At 36.8% G+C, this 16,682-nt stretch carries 15 protein-coding genes and 1 other annotated feature; of the genes, 4 read left to right on the top strand and 11 right to left on the bottom strand.

Going from position 1 to position 16,682, the window contains the following annotated elements; all coding sequences use genetic code 11:
* The first annotated feature begins 2 nt into the window (after positions 1 to 2).
* The 4 genes from HMPREF3103_RS04570 (at position 3) to HMPREF3103_RS04555 (ending at position 1,916) form a co-directional block, all read left to right on the top strand.
* The gene (locus tag HMPREF3103_RS04570) at positions 3 to 218 is read left to right on the top strand and encodes a hypothetical protein (RefSeq protein ID WP_070437601.1); all 216 of its coding nucleotides are present in this window, start codon (positions 3 to 5) and stop codon (positions 216 to 218) included.
* A complete protein-coding gene (locus tag HMPREF3103_RS04565; protein WP_070437598.1) occupies positions 218 to 640 on the top strand; it encodes a phage holin family protein in 423 nt (140 codons plus the stop codon). Before HMPREF3103_RS04570 ends, HMPREF3103_RS04565 begins: the two co-directional genes overlap by 1 nt.
* Complete coding sequence (locus HMPREF3103_RS04560) at positions 630 to 890, top strand: phage holin (RefSeq protein ID WP_083278734.1); 261 nt, start codon at positions 630 to 632, stop codon at positions 888 to 890. Before HMPREF3103_RS04565 ends, HMPREF3103_RS04560 begins: the two co-directional genes overlap by 11 nt.
* A 66-nt stretch (positions 891 to 956) precedes the next feature.
* Entirely contained in the window at positions 957 to 1,916 is a 960-nt protein-coding gene (locus HMPREF3103_RS04555; protein WP_070437595.1) for an N-acetylmuramoyl-L-alanine amidase, read from the top strand.
* 165 nt (positions 1,917 to 2,081) lie between these two features.
* On the opposite strand, the gene HMPREF3103_RS04550 is transcribed toward HMPREF3103_RS04555, so the two are convergent.
* The 11 genes from HMPREF3103_RS04550 to HMPREF3103_RS04500 all read right to left on the bottom strand — a co-directional run bounded on the left by HMPREF3103_RS04550 (position 2,082) and on the right by HMPREF3103_RS04500 (position 16,639).
* Positions 2,082 to 2,930 carry a MetQ/NlpA family ABC transporter substrate-binding protein gene (locus tag HMPREF3103_RS04550; protein WP_049555001.1) on the bottom strand — a complete coding sequence of 283 codons (849 nt, stop codon included), beginning with the start codon at positions 2,928 to 2,930 and terminating at the stop codon, positions 2,082 to 2,084.
* Positions 2,931 to 3,037: 107 nt separating this feature from the next.
* Positions 3,038 to 3,292: a binding site (T-box leader), on the bottom strand.
* 177 nt (positions 3,293 to 3,469) lie between these two features.
* Complete coding sequence (locus HMPREF3103_RS04545) at positions 3,470 to 4,417, bottom strand: peptidylprolyl isomerase (RefSeq protein WP_005607355.1); 948 nt, start codon at positions 4,415 to 4,417, stop codon at positions 3,470 to 3,472.
* Positions 4,418 to 4,596: 179 nt separating this feature from the next.
* The gene (locus tag HMPREF3103_RS04540; protein ID WP_246826958.1) at positions 4,597 to 5,376 is read right to left on the bottom strand and encodes a 3D domain-containing protein; all 780 of its coding nucleotides are present in this window, start codon (positions 5,374 to 5,376) and stop codon (positions 4,597 to 4,599) included.
* Between the two features lie 379 nt (positions 5,377 to 5,755).
* Positions 5,756 to 7,366 carry an ABC transporter ATP-binding protein gene (locus tag HMPREF3103_RS04535; RefSeq protein ID WP_070437587.1) on the bottom strand — a complete coding sequence of 537 codons (1,611 nt, stop codon included), beginning with the start codon at positions 7,364 to 7,366 and terminating at the stop codon, positions 5,756 to 5,758.
* Between the two features lie 110 nt (positions 7,367 to 7,476).
* A complete protein-coding gene (locus HMPREF3103_RS04530) occupies positions 7,477 to 8,538 on the bottom strand; it encodes a hypothetical protein (protein WP_070437584.1) in 1,062 nt (353 codons plus the stop codon).
* Positions 8,535 to 9,725 carry a hypothetical protein gene (locus HMPREF3103_RS04525; RefSeq protein ID WP_070437582.1) on the bottom strand — a complete coding sequence of 397 codons (1,191 nt, stop codon included), beginning with the start codon at positions 9,723 to 9,725 and terminating at the stop codon, positions 8,535 to 8,537. Before HMPREF3103_RS04525 ends, HMPREF3103_RS04530 begins: the two co-directional genes overlap by 4 nt.
* 36 nt (positions 9,726 to 9,761) lie before the next feature.
* Entirely contained in the window at positions 9,762 to 10,646 is an 885-nt protein-coding gene (locus HMPREF3103_RS04520; protein ID WP_070437581.1) for an ABC transporter ATP-binding protein, read from the bottom strand.
* Between the two features lie 202 nt (positions 10,647 to 10,848).
* Positions 10,849 to 11,964 carry a dual-specificity RNA methyltransferase RlmN gene (gene rlmN, locus HMPREF3103_RS04515; RefSeq protein WP_048709914.1) on the bottom strand — a complete coding sequence of 372 codons (1,116 nt, stop codon included), beginning with the start codon at positions 11,962 to 11,964 and terminating at the stop codon, positions 10,849 to 10,851.
* 15 nt (positions 11,965 to 11,979) lie between these two features.
* On the bottom strand, positions 11,980 to 12,948 hold the full coding sequence (locus HMPREF3103_RS04510) for an asparaginase (RefSeq protein ID WP_070437800.1): 969 nt from the start codon (positions 12,946 to 12,948) through the stop codon (positions 11,980 to 11,982).
* Positions 12,949 to 13,134: 186 nt separating this feature from the next.
* Positions 13,135 to 14,736: an ATP-binding cassette domain-containing protein gene (locus HMPREF3103_RS04505; RefSeq protein WP_070437579.1), complete on the bottom strand. Its 1,602-nt coding sequence runs from the start codon at positions 14,734 to 14,736 to the stop codon at positions 13,135 to 13,137.
* A gap of 580 nt (positions 14,737 to 15,316) precedes the next feature.
* On the bottom strand, positions 15,317 to 16,639 hold the full coding sequence (locus HMPREF3103_RS04500) for an ISL3 family transposase (RefSeq protein ID WP_070437576.1): 1,323 nt from the start codon (positions 16,637 to 16,639) through the stop codon (positions 15,317 to 15,319).
* Between the last annotated feature and the right edge of the window lie 43 nt (positions 16,640 to 16,682).

Raw genomic sequence — 16,682 nt, 5'->3', positions numbered from 1 at the left:
CTATGGAATTAGAGACAATTAAAACAAAAATCACAGCATTAGAATCGAAAGTAAAAATTAAACAAGACGAAATCAATAAACTCGGAGAAGAAAAAGCCCAATTTGAGCAAAAAGTTCAGAGTTTAAATGATGAAATCCAACGTTTAGAGCAAGAGAATTCTAATAAGCGTGAAGAAATCAAAAAATATAAAACAGTCGTAGAGGTTATGGAATTATAATGGCAAACGACATTGAATTAAGACTTTTAAACGAACATCTTCAATCGCTTTTTAAAAGTCCATACATTCAAATATTGCTTTGGCTTGTATTCTTCGACATTCTGTCTGGATACATCAAAGCCTTCAAATTAAAAAAATTTGACAGCAAGACAAGTACTAACGGCTTGCTTCGTCATTTCTTTGGTGTAGCTGTCGTGATGGTTATAGCACTATACGCACGCGCACTTGGTCATCGCGAGCTTGGCATTACAGCCTGTTTATTCTTTATCGTTAGCTACATAGGTTCCTTAATGGAAAACTGGGAGGCGCTTGGATTGCCGTTCCCAGAAGCTATGAAGCCATACATTAATCAAATGAGAAAGAATCAAGAAACAAAAATTAAAAAATTAATTATGAAAGAGGTAGAAAAATATGATGATTAATTGGAAAGTACGCATTTTAAATAAAACATTTTGGATTACACTCGTGCCTGCTCTAGCATTGCTATTACAGGCATTCTTAGCAGTATTTAATATCCGATTGGAGCTTGGAGATACTACAGATAAGCTGCTAGTATTCATCAATGCACTGTTTGCAGTTTTCGTAATTGTGGGTGTTGTTAACGATCCTACGACTAGCGGAGTAAGTGATAGCACTCGTGCAATGACTTATGACCGTCCGAACAATCAATAAAATTATTAGGCAGCTACAATCGTGGTTGCCTATTTCATTGTAAATCAAACGAAAAGAGGATTTAATATGGTTAAAAAAATCAATGAAACTTTAATGAGCAACAGCGGACGATTAGTCAATTTGGAATTTGTTGTAATTCACAACGATGCGGGAAGTATGACACCAGAAGAGTACATTGATTGGTTACGCAATCGTGATAAAGCACTAGGAATTGCACACTACTATTGCAATCGCAATACTATTGCTCGAGTAATTGATACATTCAATATCGGCTATCACACTGGAGACTGGTGGAGTAATTGCCGTTCGATTGGATATGAAGTGTGTGAGAGCTTGAAAGTTAGTGACGAGGAATTCCTTCAAAATGAAGATATGACACTCATGCAAGCTACTGAAGATTTATTGTTCTATGGATTGCCAATCAATACACAAACAGTAAGACTACATCATGAGTTTGTGTCTACTACATGTCCACACCGTTCACTAGAATTACACGGCGGAACGACTGAAAACGTGAAAGAATATTTCGTTAATCGTATGCAGTATTTCGCTACTCTAGGCTCAACCGTCGAGGAAATGCTTAACAGTGAAGGTCAAAGTCCTGAAGGTTGGGTGAAAAATTCAACGGGTTGGTGGTATCGTGAATCAGACGGAACTTATCCTGCAAATAAATGGCGTAAAGTCGGTGCGGAATGGTTCTGGTTTGATGAACGTGGATATTGCTTAATGAACACATGGAGAAAGATTAATAATCAATGGTATTGGTTTGACAATCGTGGAGCAATGGCTGTCGGATGGAAGAATATTGCAGGATCATGGTACTATTTCCACGATAACGGCAGTATGGCTACTGGTTGGGTTAAGTATTACGATAAATGGTACTATTTAAACACAAATAATGGATTCATGGAATCGAACGCATTCATTAAAGGCAAGGATGGATGGTACTATATCAGCGAAGACGGAACAATGGCAGACAAGCCCGACTTTACAGTTGAGCCAGAAGGATTAATTACAGTTAAATAATATAAAGAAGGCTGCCAATTCGGCAGCCTTTTTTTGTTCCGTATTTGTTCCGTATAAATAGAAAACGTATGATATAACATGACACAGAAACGCTGTCATTATAGGATATGAATCATTATGAAACGTTATGAAACGTTAAAGAAAGCAACTTCGTTCTATACTTGATTATTTTTCAGATTTCCAAACTGGGAAATATTGTCCAGGACCGATTTCATCCATTTTTTTAGCAACATCGTCTGTTTGGTATAATTCAACGATTTTTTTATAAACTGGGTTGTCTGCATCTTTTCCATTCACAACGATAATGTTATAACGATCTTTTGGAATCGTATCTAAATGGTTTGCATCTGTAAAGATGTTATCTTCAATCTTCAATCCAGCATCTTGAGCCATTGAACCATTGATAGAAGCTGCATCCACATCTTGTAACATTTGAGGAGCTTGAGCAGATTCTGCTTCGATGATTTCTAAATTACGAGGGTTGCTTGTAATATCTGCTAGTGACGCCTTTGTTCCAACGCCCTCTTTCAATGTAATTAATCCTTCAGTTTGTAGCGCTACTAATGCACGACCTTGAATCGCTACCTCTTTAGGAACTAAAACTTTAGCTTTCTCAGGTAAATCTTTTAATGATTTATATTTTGTTGAGAAATAGTATAATGGTGTGATGAAAGTTGTTCCGATTTCTTTTAAATCGCTCCCTTTATCTTTGTTCCATTGCGCTAAGTATGCACGGTGTTGGAAGGCGTTCATTTGAACTGAACCTTCTTCTAAAGCTGTATTTGGTAAAACATAGTCGTTCATTTCTACAACTTCGATATTAATGTTTTCTTTCTTCGCCTTTTCAGCAACATAATCCCATAATTCATGGGCTGCACTTCCGACAACTGCAACTTTAACCGTTTGAGCTGCTTCAGTAGTAGATTCCTTTACTTCTTCTTTTGATGTTTGACTGCCACATGCAGCTAATGTGATCGCCGCAATTGCCGTTAAAAATAAGTGTTTGATTTTCATTGTTTTTCCTCCAATAATTGTATTTATTATTTTTCATCAACCTGTATTGTCTACCCATTCCCCCTCATTTTTTCGAACACAATAAAAAAATCCTCTGCCCAAAATGGACAAAGGACGATCATTTCAATAATACCGTGTTACCACCTTTATTCGTTCATTCATCACTGAATAAACCTCAATCGATTCCATTGATTCTTCTTTGAAATCGTGTCGCTATAACGGGCGCCCCGTACTTTCCTTACTTCACAAGCTCAAAAAGTCCACTCAATGGCCATTTTCATCTTCTTATCACTACTTGGTTTCACCAACCCCAAGCTCTCTACCAATGCCTCAAAGATTACTTTCCATCTCATCGCGTTATAGATTGAATTATACAGCTATTCTCTAATATGTCAACGGTTATCTATGAAGTAAAGACACTTTTTAACAGAAAAGACACTAAAAACACAAATCTGCTCATAAAAAATCCTCGAGAAGCTATTTTAAATAGCCCCTCGAGGAAAATTTCGTTTTCGTTATCAGCAAATGCTGTATAAGAATTATTTAGAAGATGTTGTTGTTGAATCAGCTGCATCTAAGAAGTTCTTCAATGCATTTTGTAAGCTTTCATCAGAAATTTTCACGTCAGCACCTTTCAATAAATCCACCATTGTTTGGTGTAAGTATGCTGAATCTTTTAATTTTGCTTGTAACATTTCATCTTCCATTTGAGATTTCACTTCATCAAATGGTTTCTTCTCACCTTTGTCTAACATCTTAATAATGTGGTAACCGAATTGAGTTTCAACTGGAGTTTCTGTGATATCTCCTACATTTTTCAAGTTGTAAGATGCTTCAGAGAACTCTTTCACCATATCTGAACGTTTGAAAGGTCCGATTTCTCCACCTTTAGAAGCTGTACCTGTATCGGCAGAGTTTTCTTTTGCTAATTCTGAGAAATCAGCGCCATCTTTTAATTTTTGAATTAATTCTTCTGCTTTTGCTTTTGCAGCTGCTTTTTCTTCATCAGAAGCGGTTGCTTTAGCAGCAATCAAGATATGTTGTACTTTGATTTGTGGTTCCCACTCATCGTAGTATTTTTTAATATCTTCATCTGTAAATGCTGCAGCCTTTTTAACAGCAGCCGTCATTAATTTGTTTAAGTAAATAGTTTGACGGTATGCATCTACTGAAGCGATTCCGCTTTGTTTCAAAGCAGCTAACATGCCGTTTTCACCACCATATTGAGCTACTAATTTAGCAACTTCTTGTTCAGCATCTTCTTTTAATTTTTTAGAATCTTCTACTGATCCTTCTAACACTTTTGTTAAGACTAAACGTTGTAAAGTTTGTTCCCCAACGGTATCTTTCATTGCATTCACAAATTCTTCTCTTGTCACATTACCATATTTTGTAGTAGCAATTGTTTCTGAATTCGTATTATTTGAGCAAGCTGCTAATGCTAAAGTTGAAGCAAGCACTAACATTCCTGTGAATTTTTTCTTCATAAAATTCCCTCTCCTATTGGTTTCTTTTTTAATCGATGGTATTAATATACCATAGTTCTAAACTCTTTCCTAGTTTTCTAGTCAGGTCTTACCTTTTCTTAACTTTCTTTTGAACTAAAAAAGAGCCGGGTCTAGTAAGCCCGACTCCTCAAAAAGTTAAGTTAAGTTCTATTCAGTGATTATTGTAATACTCGAATAGTAATTGTACGACGTCCGAAGTTATAAACATCATTTAAATTCACTAAGTGAACGTCAATTCTGTTTCCGTAAATCGCGCCACCTGTATCTGCAGCACGGAAAATACCGTAACCTGGAATTTCAACATATGATCCTAATGGAATGACACTTGGGTCAACCGCAATCACATTTGGTTCATTCACAAGGTTTGTTCCATCAGCAGTGTAGCTTGATAAACCAGCTTCATTATATGAATAAGCAGTAGCTTCTACTGTTAAGTAGTAGCCATTTTGGCTTGATGAAGCAGCTTGAGTCGTTTGAGCAGCTTGTGTTGTTTCAGTTGCTTGAGTTGCTTGTGCAGTCTCATTGCTTGCTGAAGTTGTTGCTTCTGACTTCTCTACTTCTTTAACTTCTTTGTTATCTTGAACACGGTAAGAATGTTCTTGAGAGCCATTATTGACAGTCACTTCTTTTTGGTCTGCTGAGAAGCGTAATACTGTTCCTGGGTAAATAAGGTTCGCATTTTGAATCTCGTTTACTTGAACAAGTGAATCTAGTGAAGCGCCTGTTGCTTCAGAGATTACTGATAAAGTATCTCCCCATTTAATTGTGTACTCTTGTACCCCTTTGTCATCTTTTTTCACATCTTGTTTTACTTGTTCAACAGTACGTGCTGTCCATTCTACTTCATTTGCACTTGCTGAATTTGCTGTAAAACCTGCATAGCCAAATAGTGCAAGTGATGCTGTCACCATCATCAATCGTTTCTTGATTGGTTTCATATTTTCCTTTCCGACTTTTGACTCTTTTATAGAATTCAAAAATCTCGTTCGCATAAATTTTTTGAGCCGCGAACTTAATGAATGCAATTATGTTACCATGAAAAAAAATGAAAGTGTTGATTTTACGCCCTTTGTTAAGGTCACTTAATTTTTTTGACTTTTTCTGATGTTATTATTACAAACAAATGACAAGAACATATGTTTCTGCAATATTCGATATCTTCCTGTAACGTTTTCGTAGAACTTTCTTAGATTCTTAGTCATACTTTTTTCATTTATTACATCATTTTTGGCTCTTTTCAAAGAAAAAATCGCATTAAATCGAATATTACATCAAAAAAACCTTCCTATTTAACAGTAGGAAGGCTCTTCATTTTCTTTAATTTACATGATTCAATTCACTCATCTGAATCGTTTGATCGATATTTTCTTTTAAGGCTTCAGGAAGATGGTGTGTTACCCATAGAACGGTCACGCTCTTATCTTCTAGGATAGGTTTCAACACCTCAACCGTCGTCTTTTCATCTAAGTTGGAGCTGACCTCATCCAGTAAGAAGACTTTTGGTTTTTTTATAAGTCCACGTGCAAAGGCAATTCGTTGCAACTGGCCGCCAGATAGATTTGAATCGCCATCGCCTAGAACGGTGTCTAATCCTTGTGGCAAGTTTCGTACGATCGTGGCGAGTCCGACTTTTTCAAGGGATGCCCAAACTTCTTCGTCCGTATACTCTTCTGTGAGCGTTACGTTTTCGCGAATGGTTGTCGTGAAGATATGTGGCTTTTGGGCGATATAGACCATTTGACGATATAACTCATCATAGGATTGTTTCTTCACATCGACCCCAGCAAATTTTACTTCTCCTAAATACTCCGTTAATTTAGCAGCGATAATATTTAATAGCGTTGATTTCCCTGTTCCGCTTTCACCAGTAATCGCGTATTTTTGTCCTTCGTTGAATCCAAGAGACACATGATTTAAAATCACCTTTTCTCCGTAATTGAAAGAGACATCTGTTACTTCAATTAACGTATGAGAATCTTCTTTATCCACATTCTCATTATTTTGCGCAGACTCAAGTAGTTCATATTTTTCAAAGAGAGGAGCTGTACTTTTAATCGAACCGATTTTCTGACTGATATTTCCAAGAACATTAAAAATGATTCCGCTAAGGCCTGTTGTCGCAATGATACTACCGATACTCACTTCTCCGATATAGGCTAGATATCCTGTTAAAACAAAGACAGAAACTTGGCAAAATAAATTACTAATTCCACCACTTACGGCAACTTTTGCCATTGTTTTACTAAAATCTCGTTGTGTATCTCCAACTTTGACAGATCTTTCATGGATTTTTTGAGTCAAATAGTTCAATTTTCTAAATACGAATAAAGTATCGTATCCACTTAATAAGTCCGAAACATGTTTTGAAAAATGCTCGTTTTCTTCAGATGTTTTCATCGTTTTAGCTGTTAACTCTCCAGAAAACAATGCGGGTAATACTGCCATCAAAATAATACAAAAAGCGGTTAATAATACAATAGACCAATGATACATAAATAGCGCTACCGCAGAAAATACAGCAGAGATGGCTCCCCCAACGACTTCAACCGTAGGCGTAAAAGCTTTTGTTCTGATTTGTTCCATATCGCTTGTAAACCAAGAAATATAGGTTTGACTATTTTTCTCATAAAAGCGTTCATAAGAAGTGTTCTTTATGGCATGACTAATTCGATCTCGTAACCAAGTAACTACCTTTTGTTCAAAGAACGCTTGATAGCGAATCAACATATAGGTAAACAACAAATATAAAGCAAAAATTGCGACTAAAAGAATCGTCTCACGGATAAACCCGTTCATATCCATTTTTACTAAATAGTCTAAAATCTCTGCATTGACAATACTTGTTAATAATTGAGAGGTCGCAATTAATGTTAAAATCGCAATAGTCACGAACACCTCTTTTTTAAATTTTTGGAAAATCACCTTCATCTAAATCTCTCCACTTCAAATTATTATGCTCATAGTTTAACATCGTCTTAATCTAATGTGTATAGGACTTTGGACGGAAAATAAAAGAAAAGTGAGGATTTCTTAGTTCCTCACTTCCTTATATTTTTTAGTCTTATGCCAATAAACAAAATGGAGAAGGCCACTCCTACAATAGCTCCTATCACAAGCGGTACTCCCTGTTGTAGAGCTGGTAACAAACTAATCGGTAAAATAGTCCCTAACGAATATCCTCCAATACTCAAACATCCAAGAATAAAGAGGACAATCGTCGATACCATCGTATCTTTAATCAAAGAAAAGAGCAGCATCTGTGCAATGAATAACCCAACAATTGCTAATAATGGATATCCGATCGCCAGTAGAATCCCTTGAATCGCTGAAATAAAGATTGTTTCCCCATTAGAAACATACGATACAGGAAACAAAAAAACATTCTCTTGAATTAGGAATCCATAAGCCACAAAAGGCAGAATCACCAGCAGACTAGGAAAAGCATAAAAGTATTTCAAAGAATAGAGCGTTTCTGCCAATAATTCTTCTTTATTAGAAATTGGCACTACTTCTAGTAGCGTTCGGTGCCGTTGTTTTCTTTCTAAATATCCCCCTACTTGCACAAGGAAAAAGAAGACAAGGATACCGTAACCAAGAAGTTGGAAAATCGTCTGTATAAAATCACCATACTGGTAATAGGTTTGGTAGGATATCTCTTTTTCAACTAAATAATGGAATAATTGGAGTTTAGCTTTAATCTGCATAGGACTCTCTAGCGAATCCGCCCATTCTTCTGGGGCACGCCTTAGAAGAGATTCCACCAATTTCAATCGCTTTTCATAAATCGGAAGTAGCCGCTCCGTTTTCCCCTTCACTGTATAAATCCCATTTTCTTTCGCATAGGTTTGGTAAAGAGCCTGGAAAGTAGTATCCATCTCTTTCTTTGTATCTTCATCAATTGTCACCTGGTTCTCAAATGAATCTTTCAGATTATCTATCTGAGCAAATTGTCGTTCTATCACATCTCTTAAGGCCGGTTTTCCTGTAACGTGATGATATCCCATGACAAGCGTGGCAACTACTAAGATAAGAAGCGGTATCTTATAGAAAAATCCTCTTTTCTTTAAATGCATTCTATCTAACTGAACCCATCTACTCATACCGAACCCCCTCGTATCTGACGCTCTTGCCAACAAGAAGTTCCAACCGTGAATAAGAAGAACACGAACGCTCCTACAAGTAAACTGGCACATCCGTTTGAAATCGTAAATGTACCTGTCGCATAAAAATCATCTTTCATTCCTTGGATGACAGAGCCAAAGTTCACATAATACAGTGGCAACTTGTCTGCAAAAGAAGGATAAATCTTCATGGAACGGAAGATAGGCTCTGCCCAAATAACCATCAGCCCTGCGATGAACCCTACCATCTTATTTCTACTCAACTGATTACACCATGCGACGAGATTGATTAAGAATAGGAGAACACACGCTGCAAAGAGTAGGACAATCCCGATAAATTGAAACGGAAGCATGAGAACCTCCTCTTCCCCACGAAATACAAGTAACGGCGAAGTGAGGGCGTCCCAGCCAAAAGATACACTCTGTACTAGGGAAACTACAAATAAAACAAGAATTACAAGCGCCATGTTCACCAGCCAGTAACTACTGATTTTTTGTAATAAATATTTCCACTGACGAATCGGCTTCACCCCTAATATACTTCGATGCTTCCAATCGTCTAAAAGGATAGGACTGATAAATAGTAGCAAGATTGAAAATAGAAATGGCAACCAGTAAAGCATCGGTTCATTATATTTTGTCCATTCCATCCAAAAAATTCGATTCTGCATTTGTAAAATATCGTCTAATTGATAGCGACCCTTCTCCTCTAAAGAACGAAATTCCATTAAATATTGTTTGACATTTTTATACTCTAACTGTTCCTGCTTACTAGGATTAAATCCAATTGTATTGTAAATCGGAAGGGGCGATTGTTCTTTATCTCTTAATTCAAGTCGCAACTCCCAAAAATGAATCTGTTCTTTTATATAAGTTTTATAATCTTGGTTTTGAAACGCTGTTACTGCACGATGATAAGCAACGGCATCCTCTAACCATTTTTCCTCTGTTTCCGTTAAACTTCTTTTCTTAGCTTCCTCTTCATATTCATTGATTAGTATCAAATGAATTTTATCTCCTTGATTTAAAGTGGTATTCAAAAGTTCATTGAGAGAAGATTTTTGTTGAAAATTCATCACAAGAAAAATAACCATCAGCACTACACAACCGATGAACTGAATTTTCATTAATCGATTTCGAACAATCAACAGTAATTGTGTTCTCATTCTAGCTTCTCCTCTCTTTTTCAACTTTCGATTGTACTATCCGTACAGTTCTTTATAAAGGGCGTAGCAACCTTTTGCTCCAATCTTAATTTCACTGCATTGATGGATGTTTTCTAGTATCCACTTCCATATTTCTTTTGGAAGCTCCCCATCCGTAAGGTGAATGCTAATTTGTCTTCCTTCGCGATTCATCATTTCTACTTCTCTTGGAAATTGCTCTACAAACTTTTCGAAATAATCTTTTGAAATAAAGGTCAATTGAAGTGTATCGATGCCTTCCTTTTGCGGTGAATATTCCAAGGCGATTCGTTTCTCCTTCATAAAATAAATCTTGTCGGCAATCGAATCAAGATTGTTCAGCAAATGAGAGGCCATCACAATCGTTTTTCCTTCATTTCGTAACTGTCTCAACACTTTAGAAATCAATTCCACATTATCAGGATCTAACCCGTTCATCACTTCATCCACAAGCATGTAATCTGCTTTTGTAACTAGCACCAATGCAAAACAAAGGCGTTGCCGCATCCCGAGTGAATACCCACCCACTTTTTGATGAATATAGTCTTCCATTTTTAACTGCTCTATCACAGTTTGAACAGTTCCAGAAGCTACTTTCCACATCGAGGCATAGAAATTCAAATGCTCGATTCCATTTAACTCATCGTATAATTCAGATTGATCCGGCATCTTCACGATATGTCGTCTCATAAATAATGGTTCGCTTGTATAATTCTCCCCTTGATAAGATACCGAAATACCGTTATTTCTTAAATGTCCAGATAGTATTTGGATAAGCGTAGATTTTCCTACACCATTTGGTGCTACTAGTCCAATAATCTGAGACGATGGAAGCTCTAAGTCAATCTGATTTAGAATCTCTTTTTTTCCATATGAAAAATTCTGAATATGAACTTCTAGCATTCGAGCGACTCCTTCCTGTACTTGCATCTTAATTTAACCGTTTTTGTTACCGCTTCCTTTGCTAATATTATAGCAAATTTTCTTTTATAAAATAGAGTTCTTTTGTAATTTTCAATCAAATTCCTATAAAAATATCGACTTTTGTTTGATTTTTGCACACAAAAACCACACCTCTCTTCTGAAGTGTGGTTCATCTAATTTATTATGCTTTTGTTTTTTCAGCGCGGTCACGTTTCATTTGGCTTGAACGTAATTGTCCGCAGGCTGCTTCGATATCATGTCCGAATTCTTTACGAACGACACAGTTGATGTGGTTTTTCTTTAGGACATCGTAGAAGGCAACTACGCGTTCTTTGCCACTACGTTCGTATTGGTCATGTTCACGAACTTTGTTATAAGGAATTAAGTTGACATATGAAAGACGTTTCTTGTCCGCAAGAAGGTCGGCTAATTGTTGTGCTTGTTCCACCGAATCGTTCACGTGATCGAGCATGATGTACTCGAAGGTTACACGACGATTGGTTTTAGCAATATATTCATTAATCGCATCCATCACGACTTCAATTGGATATTTACGGTTAATACGCATGATACGAGAACGTGTATCGTTATCTGGCGCGTGAAGTGACAATGCGAGGTTCACTTGTAATCCTTCATCTGCGAACTCGCGAATTTTCGGAGCCAAACCACTTGTAGATACTGTGATATGACGAGCCCCGATTCCAAGCCCTTTATCAGAGTTCACAACTTTTAAGAACTTGATGACATTATCGTAGTTATCGAATGGTTCCCCAATCCCCATAACTACGATATGGCTGACACGGTCCCCCGGAGACACTTCGTCTAAAGTACGTTGCACGTGCATCACTTGCGCTACGATTTCCCCAGCAACAAGGTCACGTTGTTTTGCGATAATTCCGCTGGCACAGAAAGTACATCCGATATTACATCCTACTTGTGTGGTCACACAGATGGATAATCCGTATTCTTGTGGCATTAATACCGTTTCGATTAAGAGGCCGTCTGCTAATTCAAAAAGGAATTTACGTGTTCCGTCTGTTGATTGTTGTTTGATACGTTCGTTTAACACTGGGAATGTGAACTCTTCTTGTAACTCCTCAATCAGTGATTTTGGCAAGTTTGTCATTTCTTCAAAACTGGTCACACGTTTGCGGTAAAGCCAGTCCCATAATTGGCCTGCTCTGAATTTCTTTTCGCCTTTTGCTTCAAACCAAGCGGTAAGTTCTTCTAGTGGCATGCCGTAAATAATCGGTTTTCCTTCATATTGACGAACCACTCGTCCAATTTTTCTAACCATTTTTAATCCTCTTTCCTATACTTGAAATGCTCTAATGATTGTTTCTCTATTCGCATGAGCGCTTAATAACACCGATAATTTCACACAAGCCTTTTGTCCGCTAAGCCCTGTTGTGAAAATCACTCCTGCTTCATGAAGCTGTTTGCCTCCGCCAAGATAATTATATACATCGTACGTTACACCGTTAAATGCACGGGATACGAGAACGACTGGAATTCCTTTATCCAAGCAACGTTGCAACCCAGGAAGTGTCGTTGGCGGTAGATTCCCTGCCCCAAGAGCTTCGATGACTAATCCATTAGCATCTGAATCGGCAATGGCATCAAATAACATCGAATCCATTCCAGCATACGCCTTCAATAAGTATACCTTATCCACGAGTTCTTTAATTGGATAGTATTCATGATGTAAGAATTTTTGGAAGTAAATAACTTCACTCTTTGACACTAAGCCAAGCGGTCCAAAAGTGGGTGTTTGGAAAGTCGCAACATTTGTAGTATGTGTCTTTGTTACATATGTTGCTGCATGGACTTCATCGTTCATCACGACAAGAACACCCTTATCTACACTCTCTGGACTCGTTACCGTAATAATGGCACTGCGTAAGTTCGCTAAACCGTCCGCTCCGATTTCATTGCTGGAACGCATCGCTCCGGTCAATACAATGGGGAAAGTTCCATCTGTTGTTAACTCTAAGAAATACGCTGTTTCCTCTAAAGTGTCCGTTCCATGAGTTACCACAGCTCCGTCAAAACCATCCTTTTGTGCTTGGACGATTCTCTTTTGAACTTCCCACATTTTTTCTTCCGTCATATGTGGGGATGGTAAGTTAAATAAGTCCTCTACAACGACACTTGCGATAGGTGCGAAAAGAGTATCTGAGTTTGTTAATGGGTTGGTTCCTGTTGGGGTTACGCTTCCTGTTGAGCGATCTTCACTCATAGCAATCGTACCACCTGTATTGATAACGATGATTTTCTTCATAGTTCTACTACTTTCTTTCATTTTCTCTTTACATAGGATACCACAAAATCGCAAAAAGTGCCGAAGTATTTGTAAGTGAATACGCACAAAAAAGATGATACCTTCGAAATTTAAAACGCGAAGTAAGGAACAAGACTCTACTTCGCGTAAATCACATTCTATTTCTTTTTCAACATAAAAAGCACTTCAATTTAGAGTTAGTTCTCCTGATTCCAAAGTATACTGTTTGTTATATACGTTTATATTCTTCGGAACTCTATGAGCTATCTCTATAAATGGAATGTTATCCTTTATAAGAAGTTCTCTAATCATCATCGTTGTATCCTCATCAATAGCGGAAGAAAACTCATCTAATAGCAGTAATTGGTATTTTCTAAGTAGTAGTCGGCCTAGACAAATTCTAGCTTTCTCTCCTCCAGAAAGTGACTCATCAAGATTCACTTCTGCATTATGTAATCCTAGTCTATCCACTAAATAACCTAGTCCCACTTTTTGAAGAACAGAAGTAACTTCACTATCGGAATAATCTTCCCCTAGAGAAATATTAAATTTTAACGACTCATAGAAAATCCTTGATTCCTGAGTAAAGAAGCCAATATGTTTCTTCAAATCATCTCCTGAAACTAATTGTCTATGAACTCCATTATACTTCTGCACACCCACTTCGGATACATGCATTCCATATAATAATTCCAACAGTGTAGATTTCCCCGAACCTGATGGCCCCATAATTAGTATCCTATCATTCCCATTCATTTCTATATTAATTCTCTTTAATATAGTCATTCCATCAATTTGAACAGTGCACTCTTTTAACTCAATTGGAAATACCGTACTGATACTTGATTTGCTTTCTAAATGAGTCCATTCAAACTCCGTATACTTTTCCACTCTTTCAATCACAGGAATAATTGAATTAAATCTTTGATAATAATCTATTGCATTGAGTAAAGGACTAACAATACGATCACTCGCTAAATAAATTGCAATAACTGTGGCTAACTTCGTTTCACCAACAATAACTAGATATACCCCAATAGCTAACGGTATAAATGAACTTAATCCAGAAAGTAAGTTTGCTAATAACTTCGATGTAAATCGTACGTGATTCATTTGAAAATAAGCTTCTTCTGTTTGATTCAAGGTTCCCATCAACTTATTCAAAAAGATTTTTTCAACAAAAAAGTTCTTAATAATCGGCTTACTTTTCAAATATTCTTGTTGTTGCAAGATACTTAATTGGTTTACTTCAGCCCATTCCTTTGAATGTTTTCGAATAGATTTCGCAAATAATTTTGGCACCAATATTGGTAAGAACGATAATGTTATAAAGAGAGCTGCTAGTTTTAAATCTATTGCGGACACATATAACAAAGTAACAAACGCAAATACAAGACAATAGAAAAATCCCATGATAGACTTAATTCCTTGTTCTTCTAATAGTTTTAATTCACTAAGCACAATTGACTCTACTTCCTGTTGATTAAACTTTCCATAAAAGAATGCGGTAATAACTTTTTCTTTAAGAGATAGAGTTACTTGCTTTATCATTTTTTGTTGTGAATCTTCCCATATAAATAATCCAAAACGAATAAGGGAAAAGCTGAGAATACCTATCATTGAAATTTTTATTAAATCCTCAACCTTTTGAGTCGCCGAAACATCAATTAATCCAGAAATAAAAGAAGGGATAATAATACCATCTAAAGCCGTTAAAGACATACCAATTGCTATTAATAATAGGTATTTCCTTGGTAACCAACCTAATATTTTCTTCATATATCCCATATCGTTTTCATCCCTTCCTGCCCAGCTTCTATTACGATATTAATTATAGCAAATAGTTAAAAACTTTGTATATCTTAGAATAATACAATTTTAGCAATGATTCCAAGCTGTATTAAGCCAAGATTTTTTCTTAGAAAGCCAAATCTATCTCTATTTTTATCCAAAAATTTCTCTGTTACTGCGATTATAAAATCCGCAAGTTTCTTCGGTATCATTTTTGGTGCATTTTATTCAAATCCCTTATAAAAAAATGAAAAAAAGTGTTTCACCACTCATTTAGAAGGATGATGTGAGAGGTGTTAGAAATCGTATCCCACCGGCGTTTCTGAGACTTTTCGGCAATTTGAAGTGGGGCGTGGCTGAAAAATTTTTTTGATTTTTTCTCGGATAATTTACTACACTATTCCGAATTTATGCAATAGACCTAAAACGGGGTTGTTGAATATACCGCTAAAAACCGCATCATTTCAACGTTTATAGTTTACTTTTAATTTTAAAATTCGAAATGTAACATATATGCTACTGTAGCATATATGTTACATTTTTATTTGGGTATTCGGATTTTATTGTGGAAAAGGGCTTATAAATCACCCTTCTCCAAATTCTTAATAAGTGTGGATAAATCGACACCTAAGTTGTCTGTAATGTCGTGATCATTCACTTCATACCAATTGAAAGTATCGTATAACATAGCTTTATTGAAAGCACTTGAATTAAATCGTGGCTTACGCTTTTTATGGAGCTTCTCATTGAAAAGGATTTTGGCTCGTAAGGCATCAAACGAGTAACCTCTACCCATTCGCTCTACCTGCCTAATAATGCTGTTAATTGACTCCGTATAAGCATTAGTGAGCCTTTTATCAAAGTAGTTGAATATTTCAACATGCCAGTTGTCTACGGCTCTCACGAGGTCTTTATATGCGTCTTTAGAGTTGCTGGACATACAACGGTGTCTCCATTGACTATAACGAAGATGACCTTCATCTGGATCAGGAGTATCCCATATCCAGTAAAACTCTTCTTTGAGTTCATAGGCTTCTTTTAAAGCAGGAAGATTACCTAAACAAGTATCTAAGAGGAATGATTCACGTTCATTTAGATCGTGTTTACGCTTTAGAAGGATAAACCTTTCACGCATAAGGGTACGTCTTTCTTTTTGGCTCATATGGGCTTTCAAAGACTTTCTGACGTTATCTAAGGCTTGATTAGCCATTCTAACTACATGAAACTTATCTACGACAACTTTAGCTTGTGGAAGGATAGTGTTCACTGCGTCTTTGTAGGGCTTCCACATATCCATTGTGACGTACTCAATGTAAGTCCTGTCACTGATTTCTGAAAGACGTTGGATGACTGTTTCCTTGTTACGGTTAGGCTTGATGTCATAAATAGTCCTGCGTTCAATATTAGTCAATACAAGCCGAGGTCTACGGATAATATGTATCTCGTCTATCCCAAGCCACTTAGGAGTTTCAAACTGGTATTCACGTTCTTTGAGTGCCACATAGTCCTTAAAAACGTTCCTAATGGTTTTCTCGTCAACACCAACGCTTTCTGCGACTTCTACAAAGGTCTTAGACATGGATTGCTCTTGAATGGACTTTAAAAGCCTTTTGGTCATACTACGCTTTTCATCTACAGATATTAGGCGTTCCCAGAAGGTAGATCCGCATTCACGACACTTGTATCGTCTACGGTTCAATTGTAAGCCCACTCGCTTTAAACGAATGGGCAAATCCATAATTAGTTGATTTCTTGAACTGTGTTTGTACAACTTGTCAAAACCACATTCAGGACAACGTTCAGGTGGTCCGACTGCTTCAACTTTAAACATCATATCGGTTTCATTTTCTTGTGGCGGTTCTATTGTTTTAATGTCTGGTAGGGATAATAAGTCTGACATATTATTCATCCTTTATTACTCTGCGGTGTTAAGGTATCAATTA

It is taken from the genome of Granulicatella sp. HMSC30F09 (assembly GCF_001806915.1).
Taxonomy (GTDB): domain Bacteria; phylum Bacillota; class Bacilli; order Lactobacillales; family Aerococcaceae; genus Granulicatella; species Granulicatella adiacens.
The sequence above is the reverse complement of the archived record's forward strand: the minus strand, read 5'-3'. Positions and strand labels throughout refer to the sequence as shown.